At 58.6% G+C, this 15,676-nt stretch carries 12 protein-coding genes; 5 read left to right on the forward strand and 7 right to left on the reverse strand.

Going from position 1 to position 15,676, the window contains the following annotated elements; genetic code table 11:
- Positions 1 to 62 precede the first annotated feature (62 nt).
- Positions 63 to 3,275, reverse strand: a complete 3,213-nt coding sequence (locus tag ACR0L9_RS17040; protein WP_480896223.1) for a reductive dehalogenase — start codon at positions 3,273 to 3,275, stop codon at positions 63 to 65.
- Between the two features lie 77 nt (positions 3,276 to 3,352).
- Here ACR0L9_RS17040 and ACR0L9_RS17045 point away from each other — a divergent pair, with 77 nt between their 5' ends.
- The gene (locus ACR0L9_RS17045; RefSeq protein ID WP_480737605.1) at positions 3,353 to 4,255 is read left to right on the forward strand and encodes a LysR family transcriptional regulator; all 903 of its coding nucleotides are present in this window, start codon (positions 3,353 to 3,355) and stop codon (positions 4,253 to 4,255) included.
- On the opposite strand, the gene ACR0L9_RS17050 is transcribed toward ACR0L9_RS17045, so the two are convergent.
- Positions 4,246 to 5,097, reverse strand: coding sequence for a LysR substrate-binding domain-containing protein (locus ACR0L9_RS17050; RefSeq protein WP_170425659.1), 852 nt, complete (start codon positions 5,095 to 5,097; stop codon positions 4,246 to 4,248). The two genes, ACR0L9_RS17045 and ACR0L9_RS17050, sit on opposite strands and share 10 nt — an antisense overlap.
- Before the next feature lie 103 nt (positions 5,098 to 5,200).
- On the opposite strand from ACR0L9_RS17050, the gene ACR0L9_RS17055 reads away from it, so the two are divergent.
- Entirely contained in the window at positions 5,201 to 5,902 is a 702-nt protein-coding gene (locus ACR0L9_RS17055) for an SDR family oxidoreductase (RefSeq protein ID WP_480896225.1), read from the forward strand.
- 2 nt (positions 5,903 to 5,904) lie between these two features.
- Here the strand turns inward: ACR0L9_RS17055 and ACR0L9_RS17060 are convergent, their stop codons facing one another.
- From ACR0L9_RS17060 to ACR0L9_RS17070, 3 genes are read right to left on the reverse strand one after another with little or no spacing between them, the layout of a single operon-like run.
- Entirely contained in the window at positions 5,905 to 7,176 is a 1,272-nt protein-coding gene (locus ACR0L9_RS17060; RefSeq protein ID WP_480896227.1) for an NAD(P)/FAD-dependent oxidoreductase, read from the reverse strand.
- Positions 7,177 to 7,217: 41 nt separating this feature from the next.
- Complete coding sequence (locus tag ACR0L9_RS17065; protein ID WP_170398386.1) at positions 7,218 to 8,252, reverse strand: ACP S-malonyltransferase; 1,035 nt, start codon at positions 8,250 to 8,252, stop codon at positions 7,218 to 7,220.
- Entirely contained in the window at positions 8,249 to 10,441 is a 2,193-nt protein-coding gene (locus tag ACR0L9_RS17070) for a dehydrogenase E1 component subunit alpha/beta (protein WP_480896229.1), read from the reverse strand. Before ACR0L9_RS17070 ends, ACR0L9_RS17065 begins: the two co-directional genes overlap by 4 nt.
- Positions 10,442 to 10,658: 217 nt before the next feature.
- Between ACR0L9_RS17070 and ACR0L9_RS17075 the strand changes: the two genes are divergently transcribed.
- Entirely contained in the window at positions 10,659 to 11,558 is a 900-nt protein-coding gene (locus ACR0L9_RS17075; protein WP_170613215.1) for a LysR substrate-binding domain-containing protein, read from the forward strand.
- A 7-nt stretch (positions 11,559 to 11,565) separates the two neighbouring features.
- Here the strand turns inward: ACR0L9_RS17075 and ACR0L9_RS17080 are convergent, their stop codons facing one another.
- Both ACR0L9_RS17080 and ACR0L9_RS17085 read right to left on the reverse strand, forming a co-directional pair.
- On the reverse strand, positions 11,566 to 12,318 hold the full coding sequence (locus ACR0L9_RS17080; protein ID WP_480896231.1) for a nuclear transport factor 2 family protein: 753 nt from the start codon (positions 12,316 to 12,318) through the stop codon (positions 11,566 to 11,568).
- Between the two features lie 217 nt (positions 12,319 to 12,535).
- Positions 12,536 to 13,693, reverse strand: a complete 1,158-nt coding sequence (locus ACR0L9_RS17085; RefSeq protein WP_170513737.1) for an acyl-CoA dehydrogenase family protein — start codon at positions 13,691 to 13,693, stop codon at positions 12,536 to 12,538.
- A 219-nt stretch (positions 13,694 to 13,912) separates the two neighbouring features.
- Between ACR0L9_RS17085 and ACR0L9_RS17090 the strand changes: the two genes are divergently transcribed.
- On the forward strand, positions 13,913 to 14,554 hold the full coding sequence (locus ACR0L9_RS17090) for a pyridoxamine 5'-phosphate oxidase family protein (RefSeq protein WP_480896233.1): 642 nt from the start codon (positions 13,913 to 13,915) through the stop codon (positions 14,552 to 14,554).
- A gap of 114 nt (positions 14,555 to 14,668) precedes the next feature.
- The gene (locus ACR0L9_RS17095) at positions 14,669 to 15,595 is read left to right on the forward strand and encodes an NAD(P)-dependent oxidoreductase (RefSeq protein ID WP_480459897.1); all 927 of its coding nucleotides are present in this window, start codon (positions 14,669 to 14,671) and stop codon (positions 15,593 to 15,595) included.
- Positions 15,596 to 15,676 lie beyond the last annotated feature (81 nt).

A 15,676-nucleotide genomic window follows, 5' to 3' on the forward strand; every position in this document is an offset into this window, starting at 1 on the left:
GCGGCGTCCATGGCTGGAACGACCAATTTTTGGGATTCAAATTGTCGTTTTATCGAGAGCAATCACAGATCGATCTCGATCACCCCGTCTGCCCGGGCCGCCCGGCTTTGGCACAGTATGATCGCACCTTCGCGTTGTTTTTTGGACAAAACGAAATCGCGGTGTTCGATATCACCTGAAATCACGTCACATTTGCAGACCCCGCAGATCCCATCAGCGCATTTCACATCCACGTGAAAGCCCGCCTCATTAAGTACCTGCGCCGCATCTTTGTCAGCGGGTACAGTCAACTCCCGACCCGATTTCGCCAATTTCAGAGTGAACGGATGGTTCTCATATTCAGGCTGTTCCGGCACCGAGAAATATTCGAGATGCCGTGCACCTTCCGGAAACCCCTGCCGTTCGGCTGCGTGAATGACGCCGTCCATATAGCGGTCAGGGCCGCAGGTATAAACGTGCCATCCGTCCTGATATCCGCCCAGAACAGCCTCCAGATCGGCCCGTGTGCCCTCGTCCGAGAAGTGATAGTGCACGTGATCGGCCCATGGCACAGCCGCCAGATCATCCAGATATCCGGCACCTGCTCGTGTGCTGGCGGAATAGTGTAACTCGAACGGTTTGCCCATCGCATACAGTCGGTGGGCAAAAGCAATCATCGGCGTGATGCCAATACCACCGCCCATCAGGAAGGTTTTGGTTGCAGTCTCGTCCAGCTCAAAATGGTTTATCGGCTTTGAGATGAAGACCTTGCGCCCTTCGTTGAAGATGCGGTGCAGCAAGGCCGAGCCGCCGCGCCCCTCATCCTCGCGCAGCACGCCGATCTGATAAGTGTTGCGGTCGGAGGGATCGCCCGACATCGAGTACTGCCGCAGGAATTCGGGCGAAACCAGCACGTCCAGATGCGCACCCGCCGTCCATTTCGGCAAGGGCGCACCGTCGAGGGTTGAGAACTCGTACTTGGTGACATCCGAGGTCATCTTGTCGACCTTGGTTAATTCCACCCGCATCACCGGGGCGTCCCCGGCGACCTGATAACGGTGGATCACAGACATATCGCCTGCCGCTTTGCGCGCTTTGTAGTCTTCAGCTGTGACCATCGCCTCATAGGCGGCAATTCCGGCTTCCCGGTCCATGTTGAAGGGATAGGGCCATGGGTGCGGAGCGAGCGGAGCGGGGTAGACAGCAAGCGTCTGATCCTCGTACTTCAAATCGAGGTCTTTTTGCAGGTCCCGCCGGTTCAATGGGTGCTGCGACGGGCGATAGGCTCCGTCGGCTTCCAGTTCGATATCCCACCACCATTTCTTGATGTCATTCAGACCACCATTGTCGACCGCATCATCCAGTTTGGCCAATGCAGGCGCGGCCTGCGGAATATTCATCGCGGCCCATCGGAACGGGCGTTCCTTGAATATACCTTCCAGATTCCATGGGCAGGTCTTCATGCATCGTCCGCACATCGCCCCCCCGGGCGTGGTGATACGGTAAGTGGCGCATTTCTGGCTGTCGGATTTCCAGATTTCATAGCCGTTGAACATCAGCTTTGGCCCGGCAGTGATTGCGCCCGAAGGGCATTCCCGAGCGCATTTGTTGCAGCTTTCGCAAAACGTCTGAAGGCCGAAATCGATGGGTTTGTCATGCGTCATCGGCATGTCGGTTGTCACGACACCGGATTTCAGGCGCGGGCCAAGATAGGGGTTCAGGATCACCTCACCGATCCGACTGACCTCGCCCAACCCCGACAACAGCAGCAGCGGCGGTTGCAGCACCTCGCCATCCATCACCGTATGCGCCTTGGCCTTGTAGCCGAGATTTCGGATTTGCTGCGCGATCACGCCCCCCAGCAGTGAAAACCGCAGGTAGGCGCGCATGGATTGGGCCACGCTGATCCAGTCATCCCCGCTGGCGCCTTCCATCGTCTCATAGCCCTGGTCGATGATCATGCTGATCGCCTGATCATGGGGCGGAACGATTTCTTCTCCGGTGGCGTCATGGGAATACCAGCTCCACTCGGGGCACCGGCTGAGCCCGACCGCATCGACCCCAAGGAAATAGGTTGCAGCCTTGATATTCGCGGCATTTCTTTCGGTATCTGTGGGCTGTACAGCCTCGGCGCTGTCACCGTCTTGCAGCAAAACAAATGCACCCAATGCGCGGCGTTGGGCAAAGCTGGGGGCGGATTTGCGCACGTAATGCCCGCCCTTGGTCGCATCCTGCAGCGATTTACCCATGTCACCGAACTGAGCCCGTGCGAACATATCCGCGCGTTTGGGCACGCGGGCTACGTTTTCCTCATCGATATAGGTGGTCGGAGTGTCGACCCGTTTGAGGTTCTCAAACGGATGCGCCCCGTCAACATAGCGCCGCTTGGCATAGGCATCCCGGTTCACAGCGTTCTTGGCGAAGCCTGCACCCAGCCACCAAGCGGGTCCTTGCGTGCGGAACCAAGGCTGTTCGGCCAGCGGTTGCAAGGGTCGGTCATGCGCGATCTCCATTTCGGTGGTCACAGCCGCCAATCCGAACCGCTTACCCAACCAGGGCACCACAACCGCACCATCCTCAACCGAGGCCAGACCCGCAGCAACTGCCAGCTTGCCCAGATCAACCTCAGAGGACATCGCCGTATGCGCCCGCGCATCGAAACCCAGGAGGCGGATGTAGTTGGCAATGACCACTGCATTCTCGGTGGCAAGCAAACAGGCGCGGTGATCCTGCGCATCCATGATCCAATCGGACCCGGGCTCCGAGAGGTCCGGATCGCGGTTGAACTCATAGAGAAACACGAGCGTATGGCGATGACAGTCCATCGGGCGTGGCGCGGCCTCCATGCTTTCTTTTAAATCCGCCATGATCAGATCGATGCCCGAGGCCAGCGTTTTGGTTTGCCGCGTCCTAAGCGCATGAGCCAGCCGGTCGATATCCGGGTTGCGGCGAGGCTCAGCCAACATCGCCTCCGCGGGTAGCGGCCCGCAGCCCATCATCGACGCATCGTTGAAATAGCCAAACGCTTTCAGATGGTTGGCACGATCTGCTGGGTTGGCAGGAATTTCCGATGCGACGGGGTTCACAAATCCATCCCGGATTGCGTCCATCATCGCCTGAAACTCGCCCATCGCATTCACGATGCTTTCGGGCTGCTCGGGCCTGCGAAAGCTAAGCGCACACATCGGTTCGACCTGCGCCAGATCAGGCATCCGATCCAGCCGCGCCAGCCGTTCCAGCGGGAACGGACCCATGTGAACAGGTCTGTTCTTGTCCGAGAAAAAGCGGATCCCCATCGCGCGCCTCCAGTTAGCTGCCCTTTCCCCTACCCCGGCATGGACACCAAATCCATTCATGAATAATCATAAATGGTATGAGCAGAATTGATTTCACAGATCTGGACGGCAAGGTCCTACGGGTGTTCCTGACGATACTCGAAGAAAGCTCGGTGTCGAAAGCTGCCGACCGGTTAGGGGTGACGCAATCGGCCATCAGCCATACGCTGGGCAAGTTGCGGCAAGTGCTGGGCGATCCACTATTTGTCCGATCCGGACAGGGGCTGACCCCGACCGAACGCGCTTTGTCGTTGAAAGAGCCGGTGCAACAGGTGCTGGACAACATGCGCGCCCTGACCGAAGGTCGCCCGTTTGATCCGCTGTCCGAACAGATGGACATTCAGATCGCCACCAACGACATGCCGCGTGAGTTGATCTTTCCCGAACTTCTGCGGGCGACACGCGCCGAAGGCGTCAGGTTGCGGCTGGAGTTCATCCCGTCGGGTGTTCCCGACCCGGACTTGCTGCGCAGCGACCGGTGTCAATTGATGCTCACCCCGCTGCCACCGGACGGGCCGGATATCTTTCAGAAGCGGCTGATCACCAGCCCGTTGTTGGTATTCTATGATGCCGCTCACCGTGATCCGCCTGAGGATTGGCAATCCTATTGCAATAGCGATCATGTCGAGGTGCGATTTGCCGACGGGCGCAACGCCCGTGCCGTGATGCGTGGCGTGGATCAAAGCCAGATCAGACCGCCCGTCGTAACCCTGCCGCATTTCAACGCAATCCCGCCTTTCGTGAAAGGCAGCGACCTGATCTCGACCGACACAGCACTGATGAAACGCGGGCCGCTTGCCACGCTGGACAGCGCACCACTGCCGTTCAAATGCGAAGCAGTGTCAATCTATATGGTCTGGCACCAGCGCTCGGCCAACGACCCGGCACATCGTTGGTTACGCGACCGGATCGACGCGATTGCGGCTTCGCTTCAGACCTGAGAAAGCAACCAGTCGCGCATTTGTTTCACCAGCTCCGGTTGGCGCGGTTTCTGCGGGGTGACAATGAAAAAGCTCAGATCATCAACCAGCACCTCAGAGAGCGGCTGCACCAACCGACCCGAAGTCAGTTCCGCAGACACAAGTGGCGCATTGGCCAGCGCAAAGCCTTGCCCCGAGACAGCGGCGTCTATCGCCAGACTTGTCTGGCTGAAACTCATCATCCGGGGCCTTCCCTCGACCCCGGCGCGTTCAAGAAACAAAGGCCACAGACCATGGGAATCGCTGAGCAGAACGTGTTGCATCAGGTCGTCTGGACCAGAAATTTGTGATGCGAGGTCCGGACTGCCCACGACAACGAATTCGGTCGAGAACAAAGGTGTCGCTTGCAGACCGCGCGCAACCGGTGAACGACTTTGGCGTACCGCGATATCAATTCCATCAGACTGGAAATCCGCCAACCGCTCGCGCGCGTCAACCTGCACCGAGATATCGGGGTAGCGGGTCACAAAATCGTTCAGACGCGGAACCAGCCATTTTGAGGCAAAGCTGGGCGTGACCGAGATCGTGATCTGCTTTTGGTCGGTCAGATCATTTACAGCCTCTTCGATCAGCCGAAATGCCCGGCGCAGCGGCGCGTGGAACCGACGCCCCGCTTCGGTCAGGCGCAACCCACGCGGAAGGCGTTCGAACAGCGCCGTCCCTAGCCGCGCTTCCAAGCCGCGCACCTGTTGCGCAACGGCCCCTTGGGTTACGCCGATTTCTTCCGCAGCAAGACGAAAATTCAGATGGCGTGCCGAGGCCTCGAAGGCGCGCATCGCGTTGAGAGGTGGAAGAGCGGGCATAGCTAAACTGTAGATTTTCTACTGTCGCTGCGCAACAGAACTGATTGGTCAAATCGAGGTTGCTGCGCCATCTTCTTGCGAAACAATGCATAGGAGCGTGAAGATGGAAAAAGTAGCTTTGATCACCGCAGGCGGCAGCGGCATGGGCGCGGATTCCGCGCGCAGACTGGCGGCTGATGGCTTCAAAATCGGCATCCTGTCCTCGTCGGGCAAGGGCGAGGCGCTGGCACATGAATTGGGTGGTGTGGGCATCACCGGCTCGAACCAGTCAAATGATGACCTGCAAGAACTGGTTGATGCAGCAATGTCCCATTGGGGGCGGATCGATGTACTGGTGAACTCAGCCGGGCACGGACCCCGCGCAGCGGTGCTTGAGCTGACCGATGAGGACTGGCACACCGGCATGGATGTCTATTTCATGAATGCCGTAAGACCTACGCGGTTGGTGACCCCTATCATGCAAGCGCAGGGCGGTGGATCGATCATCAACATCTCAACCTTTGCTGCGTTTGAACCGGACCCGGTTTTTCCTACCTCGGGCGTATTCCGCGCCGGGCTGGCGGCGTTTACCAAGCTGTTCTCGGACAAATACGCCGCCGACAACATCCGCATGAACAACGTCTTGCCCGGGTTCATCGACAGCCTTCCGGAAAAAGAAGAGTTCCGCACACGCATCCCGATGGGCCGCTACGGGCGCAGCTATGATGAGATCGCCTCGGTCGTGGCTATGCTCGCCTCCGAAGGCGGAGGCTACATAACCGGGCAGAACATCCGCGTCGATGGCGGTATCACCCGGTCTGTCTGAACTCAGAACCGCGCCTTAACAAGATGCGTCAGCGCCGCGCCGGTTTCGAAGAAGGCGCGGCGCAGGCCGATCCAGTTTTCGTTATACTCAGCCACCGACGGAACCGGCAGCAAAGACGGATCGTCCTTGAGCAGGCTTTTGGCCATCAAACGCCCGAACACGGTGCCCGGCCCGATCCCACGCCCCGAAAACCCATGCGCTGCTAACGCATTTGGACCGATCAGAGTGATTTTGGGAATATGATCCGAAGTCATGGCAATCCGCCCATGCCAGCCCTCAATCAACGGCTGATCCGCCAATTGCGGATAAAGTGCAGCCAGTTTGCGCTTGATCCAGGATTTGTGTGCAAATCCTCCGGCGCTGCTTAGGTCGCCCATACCGCCAATGATAAACCGTCCTGCCTGGTCCAAACGGAAGGATGTCATGATCAGGCCGGTATCCCAGCATCCCTCTGCTTTGGGCAATATGCTGGCCCGCAGGTTATGGGACAGCGGCGCGGTGGCGTATTGGAAGTAGTAGACCGGCACATAGTCAGGTGCCGTATCGGCGATGCCCAGATGATAAGCGTTGGTCGCCTGAATAACCGATCTTGCGCGTACGGTTCCACCATCCCCCTGCAGCACCCAAGCCCCGGCTTCCTGCCGCAAAGATCGAACCGGGCTTTGCGTATATATCTGCGCCCCCGCATTCTGTGCGGCGCGGGCCAGTCCCACCGCATAGCCCAGCGGCTGAATTGTACCCGCGCGGGGGTCAAACAATGCGCCGTGGACTGCCGGGCTGCCCGTACGCTGTCGTGATGCGTCAGTATCGAGCAATTCGACCGGCGCACCAGAAGCGCTCAGCTGTGCGTGGCGGGTACGCAGATCACCAAAGCCCGAGGCCGAATGAGCACAATGCAACGTGCCTTGCCGCTCAGGCTCGCAGTCAATCCCGTGCGCTTCAATCAACTCGAACACGTCTGACGGCGCGTTAGCCAGCAGATCGATCAACCGATCCCCCGCCATTTGCCCCAGATGCGACCGAATTTGATCGGGTGGCAGCCAAAGCCCTGCGTTGACGAGACCGACATTCCGCCCCGATCCACCATGGCCGATCTGATGCGCTTCGAGCAGGCACACCGAAGCCCCCGCTTTTGCTGCGGTCAAGGCCGCAGAACACCCGGTGTAACCACCGCCGATCACGGCAAGATCAACGCTTACGTCATCAGACAGCTTTTGCGTGTCGATACGCTCGCGACAGGTCTGCCGCCATAACGATTGATCATAGTCGCGCATGCCCGGGCCTCGCCAAAGTTTCGCCGATCATCAGGCTGGTCTCAGTTGGTTGCAAGGGCGCGCTGGTCAGCCCGCCCCATGGCGATGAGGAATGGATCCGCCTCCTGATGCGACTGGAATGACGCCTTATCTGTCATGCCCCGCCAGCGCCCCAGTGTCAGTGACTGCGCCACCGCGCCGCTCAGCGTTGCACCGGGGCCGGTGACGATGAACAGATCGGGCGCGAACTCGCGTGCGGCCGTCTGGATCGCATGTGTGAAGTCATAGGTCTCGGTCACCTGATGGCCCAGGGTGTAGTCCCACAACTCACTCGTGTCAGTTGCGCCGGGCCACCAGATTTTGCCACGCCCGTCAATCATCGGGAACTTGGGCTGAGCAAAAAGATCAGAACTCAATTGCGCCCGACCTTCCGCCGCCACCGGGGCCTGCAGCGCCGTATGAAAGGCGGCGTGATTGGCCAGCCGCAATGGGAACCGATCCTGCACGGTGGGGTGTGCCGCCTCAAACGCCGTCAGACCCGCCTCATTGCCTGCCAATACCAGCATCCCGCCCAGATCGATGGAAAGCGCCAGAGTGTGATCGTGCAACGCATTGATCCTCGCCACCTCATCCAGCAATGCGGCTTTGCGGGCAGGATCATTCGCCCATGTCTCATCGACGAATGGGTAAACCAGTTGACCGCCGATCAGGTGCTTCTGCATCAGCGTGCCCATCGTATTGACCACGCGAAACCCGTTCCCAGGGGTCAATGCCCCTGCGGTGGCCAGCGCAATATACCAGCCCATCGAGTTACCAGTGACGGCGACGACTTCAATATCGTTGGCCAATGCCTGCGCATCGGCCAACGCGGCAGCATAGATCAGGGGTGAGGCCACATCGCCGCGCGAGTACTTCCCGACGCTAAAGCGATCAGCCCCATCCAAGGCAGTAATCGCATCCTGTCCGGTTCCGGCGCGAATGGCGTCGAAGCTGCGGAACAAGTCCATACGATCCGAATGATGTTGGTGCAGATAGCCCAGCTCAGGCTTGTTATAAGTGCCCCGGCCCGGGCAGATCACAACGGCGGTGCGGGTCATGAGGCTGCTCCTGTCAAAGCCAGCGCTGCGGCAACGATACCGTCTTTCGAAGGAAGAGGTGCGGCATAGGCGGGGCCAGTTGCAATAAAGCAATCCTCGGCCACAACGCGGGCAGTTCGGGTAGAAGAACTTTGTTCGGCGAAGAAAGTCATCAGCGCTTCGGACTGACTGCCGGTCTTGCGGCATTCGTCGACGATCAAAACATGCGCGCATGTTTTGGTGGCTTCGCGCAAAGCCTCAACCGGCAGAGGAGCTAGCCAACGCATATCGATAATCCGGGTTTTCAGACCCGCCGCCTCAATTTCGGGCAGGGCCTGTTGCGACAGGTAATGCCCGTTGCCATAGGTCACGATGGCGAGATCGGTGCCGTCCCCCTGTACTCCCACATCGCCCAGCGCAATTTTCTGATCCCGCGCAGGATAGATGGTCATCCACCCGCCATCCTGCGCCGCATGCAGATCGCGCATCGGGTAGAGTGCGATCGGTTCAAGAAACACCACGACCCGCTGCTCTTCGCGCGCCAACCGCACGCATTCGCGCAGCATCAGTGCTGCATCGGCCCCGGTCGACGGGCAGGCGATGATGACACCAGGGATATCCCGCAAGACGGCCAGAGAGTTGTCGTTATGGAAATGTCCGCCAAAGCCCTTCTGATATCCGAGCCCAGCAATCCTCAGCACCATCGGGTTGGTGAACTGCCCGTTCGAGAAGAACGGCAGGGTTGCCGCCTCCCCCCTGATCTGATCCTCGGCATTGTGCAGATATGCCAGAAACTGGATCTCGGGGATCGGGATGAAACCGTTATGGCCCATACCGATCGCGAGACCCAGAATGGACTGTTCATCCAGCAGCGTATCAATCACGCGGTCCGGACCAAAGCGTTGCTGCAGCTTTTGTGTGACGCCATAGACGCCACCTTTGCGGCCCACATCTTCGCCCATGCAAACGATCTCGGCATGTTCCAACATCAGATCGGTCAGCGCCCAGTTGATCAGGCGGCTGAGCGGCTGCGGCTCATCCATCGCGCGCATATCTGCGCCAAAGGTCTTCGCACGCGCCTCAGCGCTCGGGCCGTTGGTCGCTTTACAAGGGCGCTTAGGCGGGATCAGGCTTGCCATCACTTCGGCCGCATTGGCCAGATGGGGACGGCTGGCAGCCTCTGTAGCCACACGATCCGTTCGGGTGCAGGTATCGCTGTAGATTTTTAACGCCTGATCCGGCGACAATGCACCCGCCTGATCCAGCAGTCGTACGGTGTGCAAAAGCGGATCATTGGCCTCATCCGCCTCAACCTCAGTTTTCGGCAGATAGGTCGTGGGCACATCCGCCCCGGCATGGCCATAAAGCCGCACGGTTCTGAGATGCAGGAAGGCCGGTTTCCTGCGCTTGCGGACATAATCTGCAGCCTCTTTCGCGACCGCATGGGTTTCATAAATGTCCAACCCATTGGCCTGAAAATACTTGATCCCCGGACGATGCTCCATCGACGCCTGAATCCAGCCCTTGGGCGTTTTGACCGAAATCCCGATCCCGTTGTCTTCACACACGAACAGCAGCGGCAGCGGCGTCGATTGCACACTGGTCCAGCCTGCCGTGTTGATCGCCCCCTGCGCGGTTGAGTGATTGGCCGAGGCATCCCCAAATGAACACATCGCAATCCCGTCTTCCGGCAACACGCGATGTTCGGGCGCATGTCGCCGGGCCGCACCCAGCGCGTAAGCCGCACCCACCGCTTTGGGCAAATGGCTGGCGATGGTCGAGGTCTGCGGCGGGATCATCAGCGCCCTTGACCCCAGTACCTTGTGCCGCCCGCCCGAGGTCGGGTCCTCACTCGAGCACGCAAAGCTGAGCAGCATATCCCACGCGATCTGCTGGCCCGGCACCTGTTCAGAACGCGCGATCTGAAACGCAGCATCCCGGTAATGCAGAAAGGCAATATCGCTTGGGCGCAATGCGTGCGCGACGGCGGCCATCCCTTCGTGGCCAGATGAGCCGATGGTGTAGAACCCCTGCCCCGCCTTCTGCATCACCCGGCTGGTCCGATCCAACGCGCGGCTGAGAACTTGCGACCGGAATAGCGAAACGGCTTCAGCATCGCCCAGACCGACGCGCGGTGGGGCTCCGTCGGGAAAATCACGATTTGCGACACGGGTCAGGAAATTCTCATGTACGATCTGGGCGCGGTCCATGTCTCTCGCTTTTGTCTTGTTGGTGTCATCGGCCTTGGGGAACCTCTGCGCGGGCCCGACCCGCTTGCTGATTTGTCCCGCGCTCCGACGTAAATTTCAAGATCGCGGATGGTACGGCACCCGCTCGACCACAAAGGTGATGTGGCGCACCAGTCATCGCTCTGGCGGTAGGAAAAAACCAGTGCTATTGCGTTCAATAGGTATGAGGAATTGTCATATGATTGCACCCCGCCGTTTCTTGCCTTCAATCTCGTCCTTGCTTGCGCTTGAAGCCGTAGATCGGCTGGGCAGCGCATCTGCTGCTGCGGCTGAGCTGTCCTTAACACAAAGCGCAATCAGTCGGCAGTTGAAGACGATGGAGGATCAGCTGGGCGTGCAATTGATCGAACGCAGCCAGATGCGGCTGCACCTGACGCCTGCAGCCAAAGTCTATGTGCAAACCGCAAGGTCTGCTGTTCAGGATCTGGCGCAGGCCGCACTGAAACTCAAAGCTAACCCGGCGGGCGGATCACTTGACTTGTCGATCCTTCCCGCGTTCGGCATGCATTGGCTGGCACCGCGCCTTCAGGATTTTGCGCGACGTCATCCCGAGGTCACGGTCAATCTGGGGACCCGCCTCAAACCGTTTGATTTTACGTCTGAGCCATTTGATGCCGCGATCCATTTCGGTCAGCAGCACTGGGCGGGTGTTCAGTATCTGCCGATCATGCAGGAAGAGGTCCTGCCCGTCTGCGCCCCTGCCCTTACCGCCGTCAATTTCAATAGCTTGGATGCTCTCCGCGCCGCGCCACTGCTGCATCTGGAGTCGCGTCCGGATGCCTGGGAGCGCTGGTTTGAGATACAGGGCCAGCCAGTCACCGGCCTACGGGGAATGCTGTTCGATCAGTTTTCGACCATGATTCAGGCCACGATTCATGGGTTGGGCGTGGCTCTGTTGCCGTCATATCTGGTGCAAGATGATTTGCGCACCGGGCGGCTTGTCCAGGCATGGGACGGGCCGCGCGTGAGCCTTGGCAGCTATTATCTGGTCTGGCCGAATGACCGCTCGATGCCCGAGCCGTTACGGTCTTTCCAAGCCTGGATCAGTGAACAGATTGGGGCAGACGCCCACGCCTAACGCAACCTCAGAACTTACCGTTGTCATTTTTCCATTCGCTGCGTGGTGCAATGGACTCAACCGTATCCCAGTGTTCAACGATCATTCCATCTGCAACGCGGAACAGATCATAGAATGCGCTGTGTTTGCCCTGATACGCTCCTTCGCACACGGTCAGAACAAAATCTCCTTCTGCCAACACACGATGCAGGTGCTGATAATCTAGGGCGTTACTGTCAGCCAATGCGGTTCTCAAGGCAGTCAAGTCATCCGAGAGCTGCGGGCTGTGTTCTACGTAAGCGGAAGTATTGATACAGGCCTCTATCTGGTCGAGATCCCCGGCAATCAACGCGGTTTCGACGAAGGCGCGAACAAAGGCCCGGTTTTCCTCGGTTTTCTCGACATCCCGAACTTCGGTCGGACCATCCACCATACTGTGATCCGAGCCGTTTGGCCCCATCCGTTTCTGGATATTGTCCCAGTGCTCTACCGCTTGCCCGTCTTCGAACCGGAACACTTCGAAGCCGATATTCCGCCGTGAGAAATCATATTCCGTATGCGCGAAGACAAAATCGCCGTCTTCAAAGGCGCGTACGATATTCACGCGCGGTGAGGTCTGGGACAGCCGTTTGAATAGGGATGCAAGCCCTTCGCTGCCTTCATGGGTTTGCGGATTGTGCTGGATATATCGTGCTTCATCTACCACCGACACCGGGCCCGGATCGCCCGTTTCGATGCTTTTGAGCAGGGCAGATATGCGATCTTTGTTGGAATTCTCCATACCAGGTTCCCTCCAAGTCTGACTATTCCGTGATCACAATGACAGGCGAAGTGTCAGGCATCAACGCCAGCAACAGCCAAACCCTGCGCGGCCTTCGGCCTTGCGTCCGGCGGACGGTAGCGGGGCCAGGCAAGCGCGGGCTGCGCCCGCGCTTGCCTGGCCCAACGGGATGAGACGTTCCGTAAGGAATGTGGACGACGGGCGGGAGTGTTTTGGTTCAGACGTCCAGCGAACGGGCGATGAGCTCTTTCATGACTTCATTCGTCCCTCCATAGATCATTTGGACCCGCGCATCCGCATAGAGCCGCGCGATCGGATACTCCATCATGAACCCATAACCGCCGAACAGTTGCAGGCATTCGTGCATAACCTCGTTCTGCACCTCAGAGCCCCAGTATTTCACCATCGAGGCCGTCGCGGCATCCAACTCACCGGCCTCCAGCTTGCCGATGCAGTCATTGACGAAACTGCGCAGCACCTCGGCCTTGGTTTTGCACTCGGCCAGCTTGAAACGTGTGTTCTGGAAATCCATTACGCGCTGACCGAACGCCTTGCGCTCCTGGACGTACTTCACCGTCTCCGATATGGCGAAATCGATTGCGCCCAGCGCCATGATCCCGATGGTCAGGCGCTCCCACGGCAACTGTTTCATCAGTTGATAAAACCCCTGCCCCTCTTCCGGACCCAGTAGGTTGGTCATTGGAACTTTGACATCCTCAAAGAACAACTCGGCTGTGTCGTTGCCCTTCATGCCTAGCTTCTTGAGGTTCCGCCCCCGCCGGAATCCGTCAGCCCCGTCGGTTTCAACCGCAATCAGAGAGACACCCTTCGCCCCTAACGACTTGTCAGTTTTGGCAGCCACGATAACCAGATCAGCCGATTGCCCGTTGGTGATAAATATCTTGGACCCGTTGAGCCGATAAGAATTGCCATCCTTCTCAGCGGTCGTCTTCACCGCTTGCACATCCGATCCCGTGCCCGGCTCGGTCATGGCCAGCGCGCCGATCATCTCACCCGAGGCCAGTTTCGGCAGCCACTTCTGTTTCTGATCCTCACTGCCATAAGCGGTGATGTAGTGGGTCACGATAGACTGGATGCCATATCCCCATCCTGCGTCCCCGCGCGCAGTCTGCTCATACAAAGTAACGGAATCGAAACCCATCCCGCCGCCGACGCCACCATATTCCTCAGCAATCGAACCGGCCATCAGACCCGTCTCTCCCGCCTGCAACCAAAAAGTACGATCAACCGCCCCGTTCTCGGCCCATTTCTCGGTATTGGGTACCAAGGCATCATCCATGAACCGGCCCGCCATTTCAGCAAACATTCGGTGTTCGTCAGTAACCCAGGCGGCGGTGCTGGTAAAAAGCGACATCAAATAGCTCTCCAGATCAGGTGTTTGCCCAAAACTAGCCGGGTGTGTGATTCCTTCCAATCCATGTGACGTGGCGTCCAGGACAGATACTACGCAACGTCCTTGGCACCGTTGCCGAATTTGGGGCCAAACGTTCACATCTGTGTTCCCACGCCTGACAGAGCAGGCCATCATCGACCATATTGCGCATACGCCCCGGACGACCCAGGAGACAGCATAATGCCCCGCGCCTTTTCTGAACTGACCTTCACACCTGCCGTTCGCGCCCATCAAGAGCGGATGGGATCCGCCGCGACCTATGCGAAATTCCTGAGCCGAGGACCAAAACAGGGCCATCAAATCGGACCGACCGAAGAGGCGTTCATTCGCGCCCGCGACGGGTTCTATCAGGCCACCGTCTCAGAAACCGGCTGGCCTTATGTGCAGTTTCGCGGTGGGCCGGTAGGGTTTCTGAAAGTGCTGGACCCGCACACCATCGGCTATGCGGACCTGTCTGGTAACAAACAATATATCTCGCGCGGCAATCTGGATGGAAACGACCATGTGGCGTTGATCTTGATGGATTACGCGAACCAGCGCCGCCTCAAGATACTTGGCCAGATGACATTCTCGGAAGGTGCCGCAGCAGCGGCTGATCTTTACACCAAAGGCTCCGAGACCGAGGCAGAACGTGCCGCGATCATCAAAGTTGAAGCGCTTGACTGGAATTGCCCCCGCCACATCACGCCGCGCTTTACCGAGGCCGAGCTTCGGCCACATCTGAATGATCTGGGTCAGCAACTGGCTGTTCTGCAATCAGAAAACCAGCGTTTACAGAGGGAATTGGCTGAGCTCAAAGCTGCGGCCGTTTTTCGAAGATGAAATCCGCGCCGGTTCAGATGTGAAACGAATGGCGCGCGATCGCTATGGATCTGAGCGGCAAATTGTGACGCAGGGTTGCCCTTTGGTCCAAGCTTTGCTTTGTCCTTTCTAAACATCACGACCTGCCGTCCGCTTGAGGCAGGAGCGGATAACAGAGAGGATCATCACATGGCAAAAGTTGCGTTCCTTGGCCTAGGCGTCATGGGCTACCCGATGGCCGGGCATCTTCAGGCTGCCGGCCACGAAGTCACCGTCTACAACCGCACCGCATCCAAGGCCGAGGCTTGGGTCGCCCAGCATGGCGGCGCGATGGCCCTGACACCGCGGCAAGCCGCGGAAGGGGCAGAGTTCGTGATGGCCTGCGTTGGCAATGACGACGATCTGCGTATGGTTTGCACAGGTGAAGATGGCGCCTTTCACGGAATGGCCAAGGGTGCGGTATTTGTTGATCACACCACCGTCTCGGCCAAGGTCACGCGCGAGTTGTACGAGGCTGGCAAGACACAGGGGGTTGCTTTTGTGGACGCCCCGATCTCGGGCGGTCAGGCGGGAGCCGAAAATGGTGTGCTATCGATCATGTGCGGCGGTGACATGGACGCTTATCGTGCTGCTGAGCCGGTGATGCAGGTCTATTCCAAAATCTGCCGCCGCATTGGAGACAGCGGCGCGGGTCAAATGACCAAAATGTGCAACCAGATCGCGATTGCAGGGCTGGTGCAGGGCCTGAGCGAAGCATTACATTTTGCCGAAAAGGCTGGGCTGGATGGTCGGGCTGTGGTCGAGGTGATTAGCCAAGGCGCGGCAGGCAGCTGGCAGATGGCGAACCGGTATGAGACCATGCTGGATGACCATTTTGAGCATGGCTTTGCAGTCGACTGGATGCGCAAGGATCTGGGAATCTGTCTGGATACCGCCAATGAGACCGGGGCTTCACTACCAGTGACGGCGCTGGTCGACCAGTTCTACAAAGACGTGCAGAAACTTGGCGGGGGCCGGTGGGATACGTCCTCGTTGTTCAAAAGGTTGCGAGCACTGGACTGAGCAAAGGGGGGGGCTGTCTGCCCCATCGCGCCAGGGCGCGACTCCGCCCGAAGATATTTTTGGCCAGATGAAGAGGATCAC

The sequence above is a fragment of the Ruegeria sp. I3 genome (genome assembly GCF_056532525.1).

What these genes read in the sequence shown, in the direction of transcription:
- ACR0L9_RS17040 (WP_480896223.1), bottom strand. Translation starts at nt 3,275, where the DNA reads ATGGGGATCCGCTTTTTCTCGGACAAGAACAGACCTGTTCACATGGGT.
- ACR0L9_RS17045 (WP_480737605.1), top strand. Translation starts at nt 3,353, where the DNA reads ATGAGCAGAATTGATTTCACAGATCTGGACGGCAAGGTCCTACGGGTG.
- ACR0L9_RS17050 (WP_170425659.1), bottom strand. Translation starts at nt 5,097, where the DNA reads ATGCCCGCTCTTCCACCTCTCAACGCGATGCGCGCCTTCGAGGCCTCG.
- ACR0L9_RS17055 (WP_480896225.1), top strand. Translation starts at nt 5,201, where the DNA reads ATGGAAAAAGTAGCTTTGATCACCGCAGGCGGCAGCGGCATGGGCGCG.
- ACR0L9_RS17060 (WP_480896227.1), bottom strand. Translation starts at nt 7,176, where the DNA reads ATGCGCGACTATGATCAATCGTTATGGCGGCAGACCTGTCGCGAGCGT.
- ACR0L9_RS17065 (WP_170398386.1), bottom strand. Translation starts at nt 8,252, where the DNA reads ATGACCCGCACCGCCGTTGTGATCTGCCCGGGCCGGGGCACTTATAAC.
- ACR0L9_RS17070 (WP_480896229.1), bottom strand. Translation starts at nt 10,441, where the DNA reads ATGGACCGCGCCCAGATCGTACATGAGAATTTCCTGACCCGTGTCGCA.
- ACR0L9_RS17075 (WP_170613215.1), top strand. Translation starts at nt 10,659, where the DNA reads ATGATTGCACCCCGCCGTTTCTTGCCTTCAATCTCGTCCTTGCTTGCG.
- ACR0L9_RS17080 (WP_480896231.1), bottom strand. Translation starts at nt 12,318, where the DNA reads ATGGAGAATTCCAACAAAGATCGCATATCTGCCCTGCTCAAAAGCATC.
- ACR0L9_RS17085 (WP_170513737.1), bottom strand. Translation starts at nt 13,693, where the DNA reads ATGTCGCTTTTTACCAGCACCGCCGCCTGGGTTACTGACGAACACCGA.
- ACR0L9_RS17090 (WP_480896233.1), top strand. Translation starts at nt 13,913, where the DNA reads ATGCCCCGCGCCTTTTCTGAACTGACCTTCACACCTGCCGTTCGCGCC.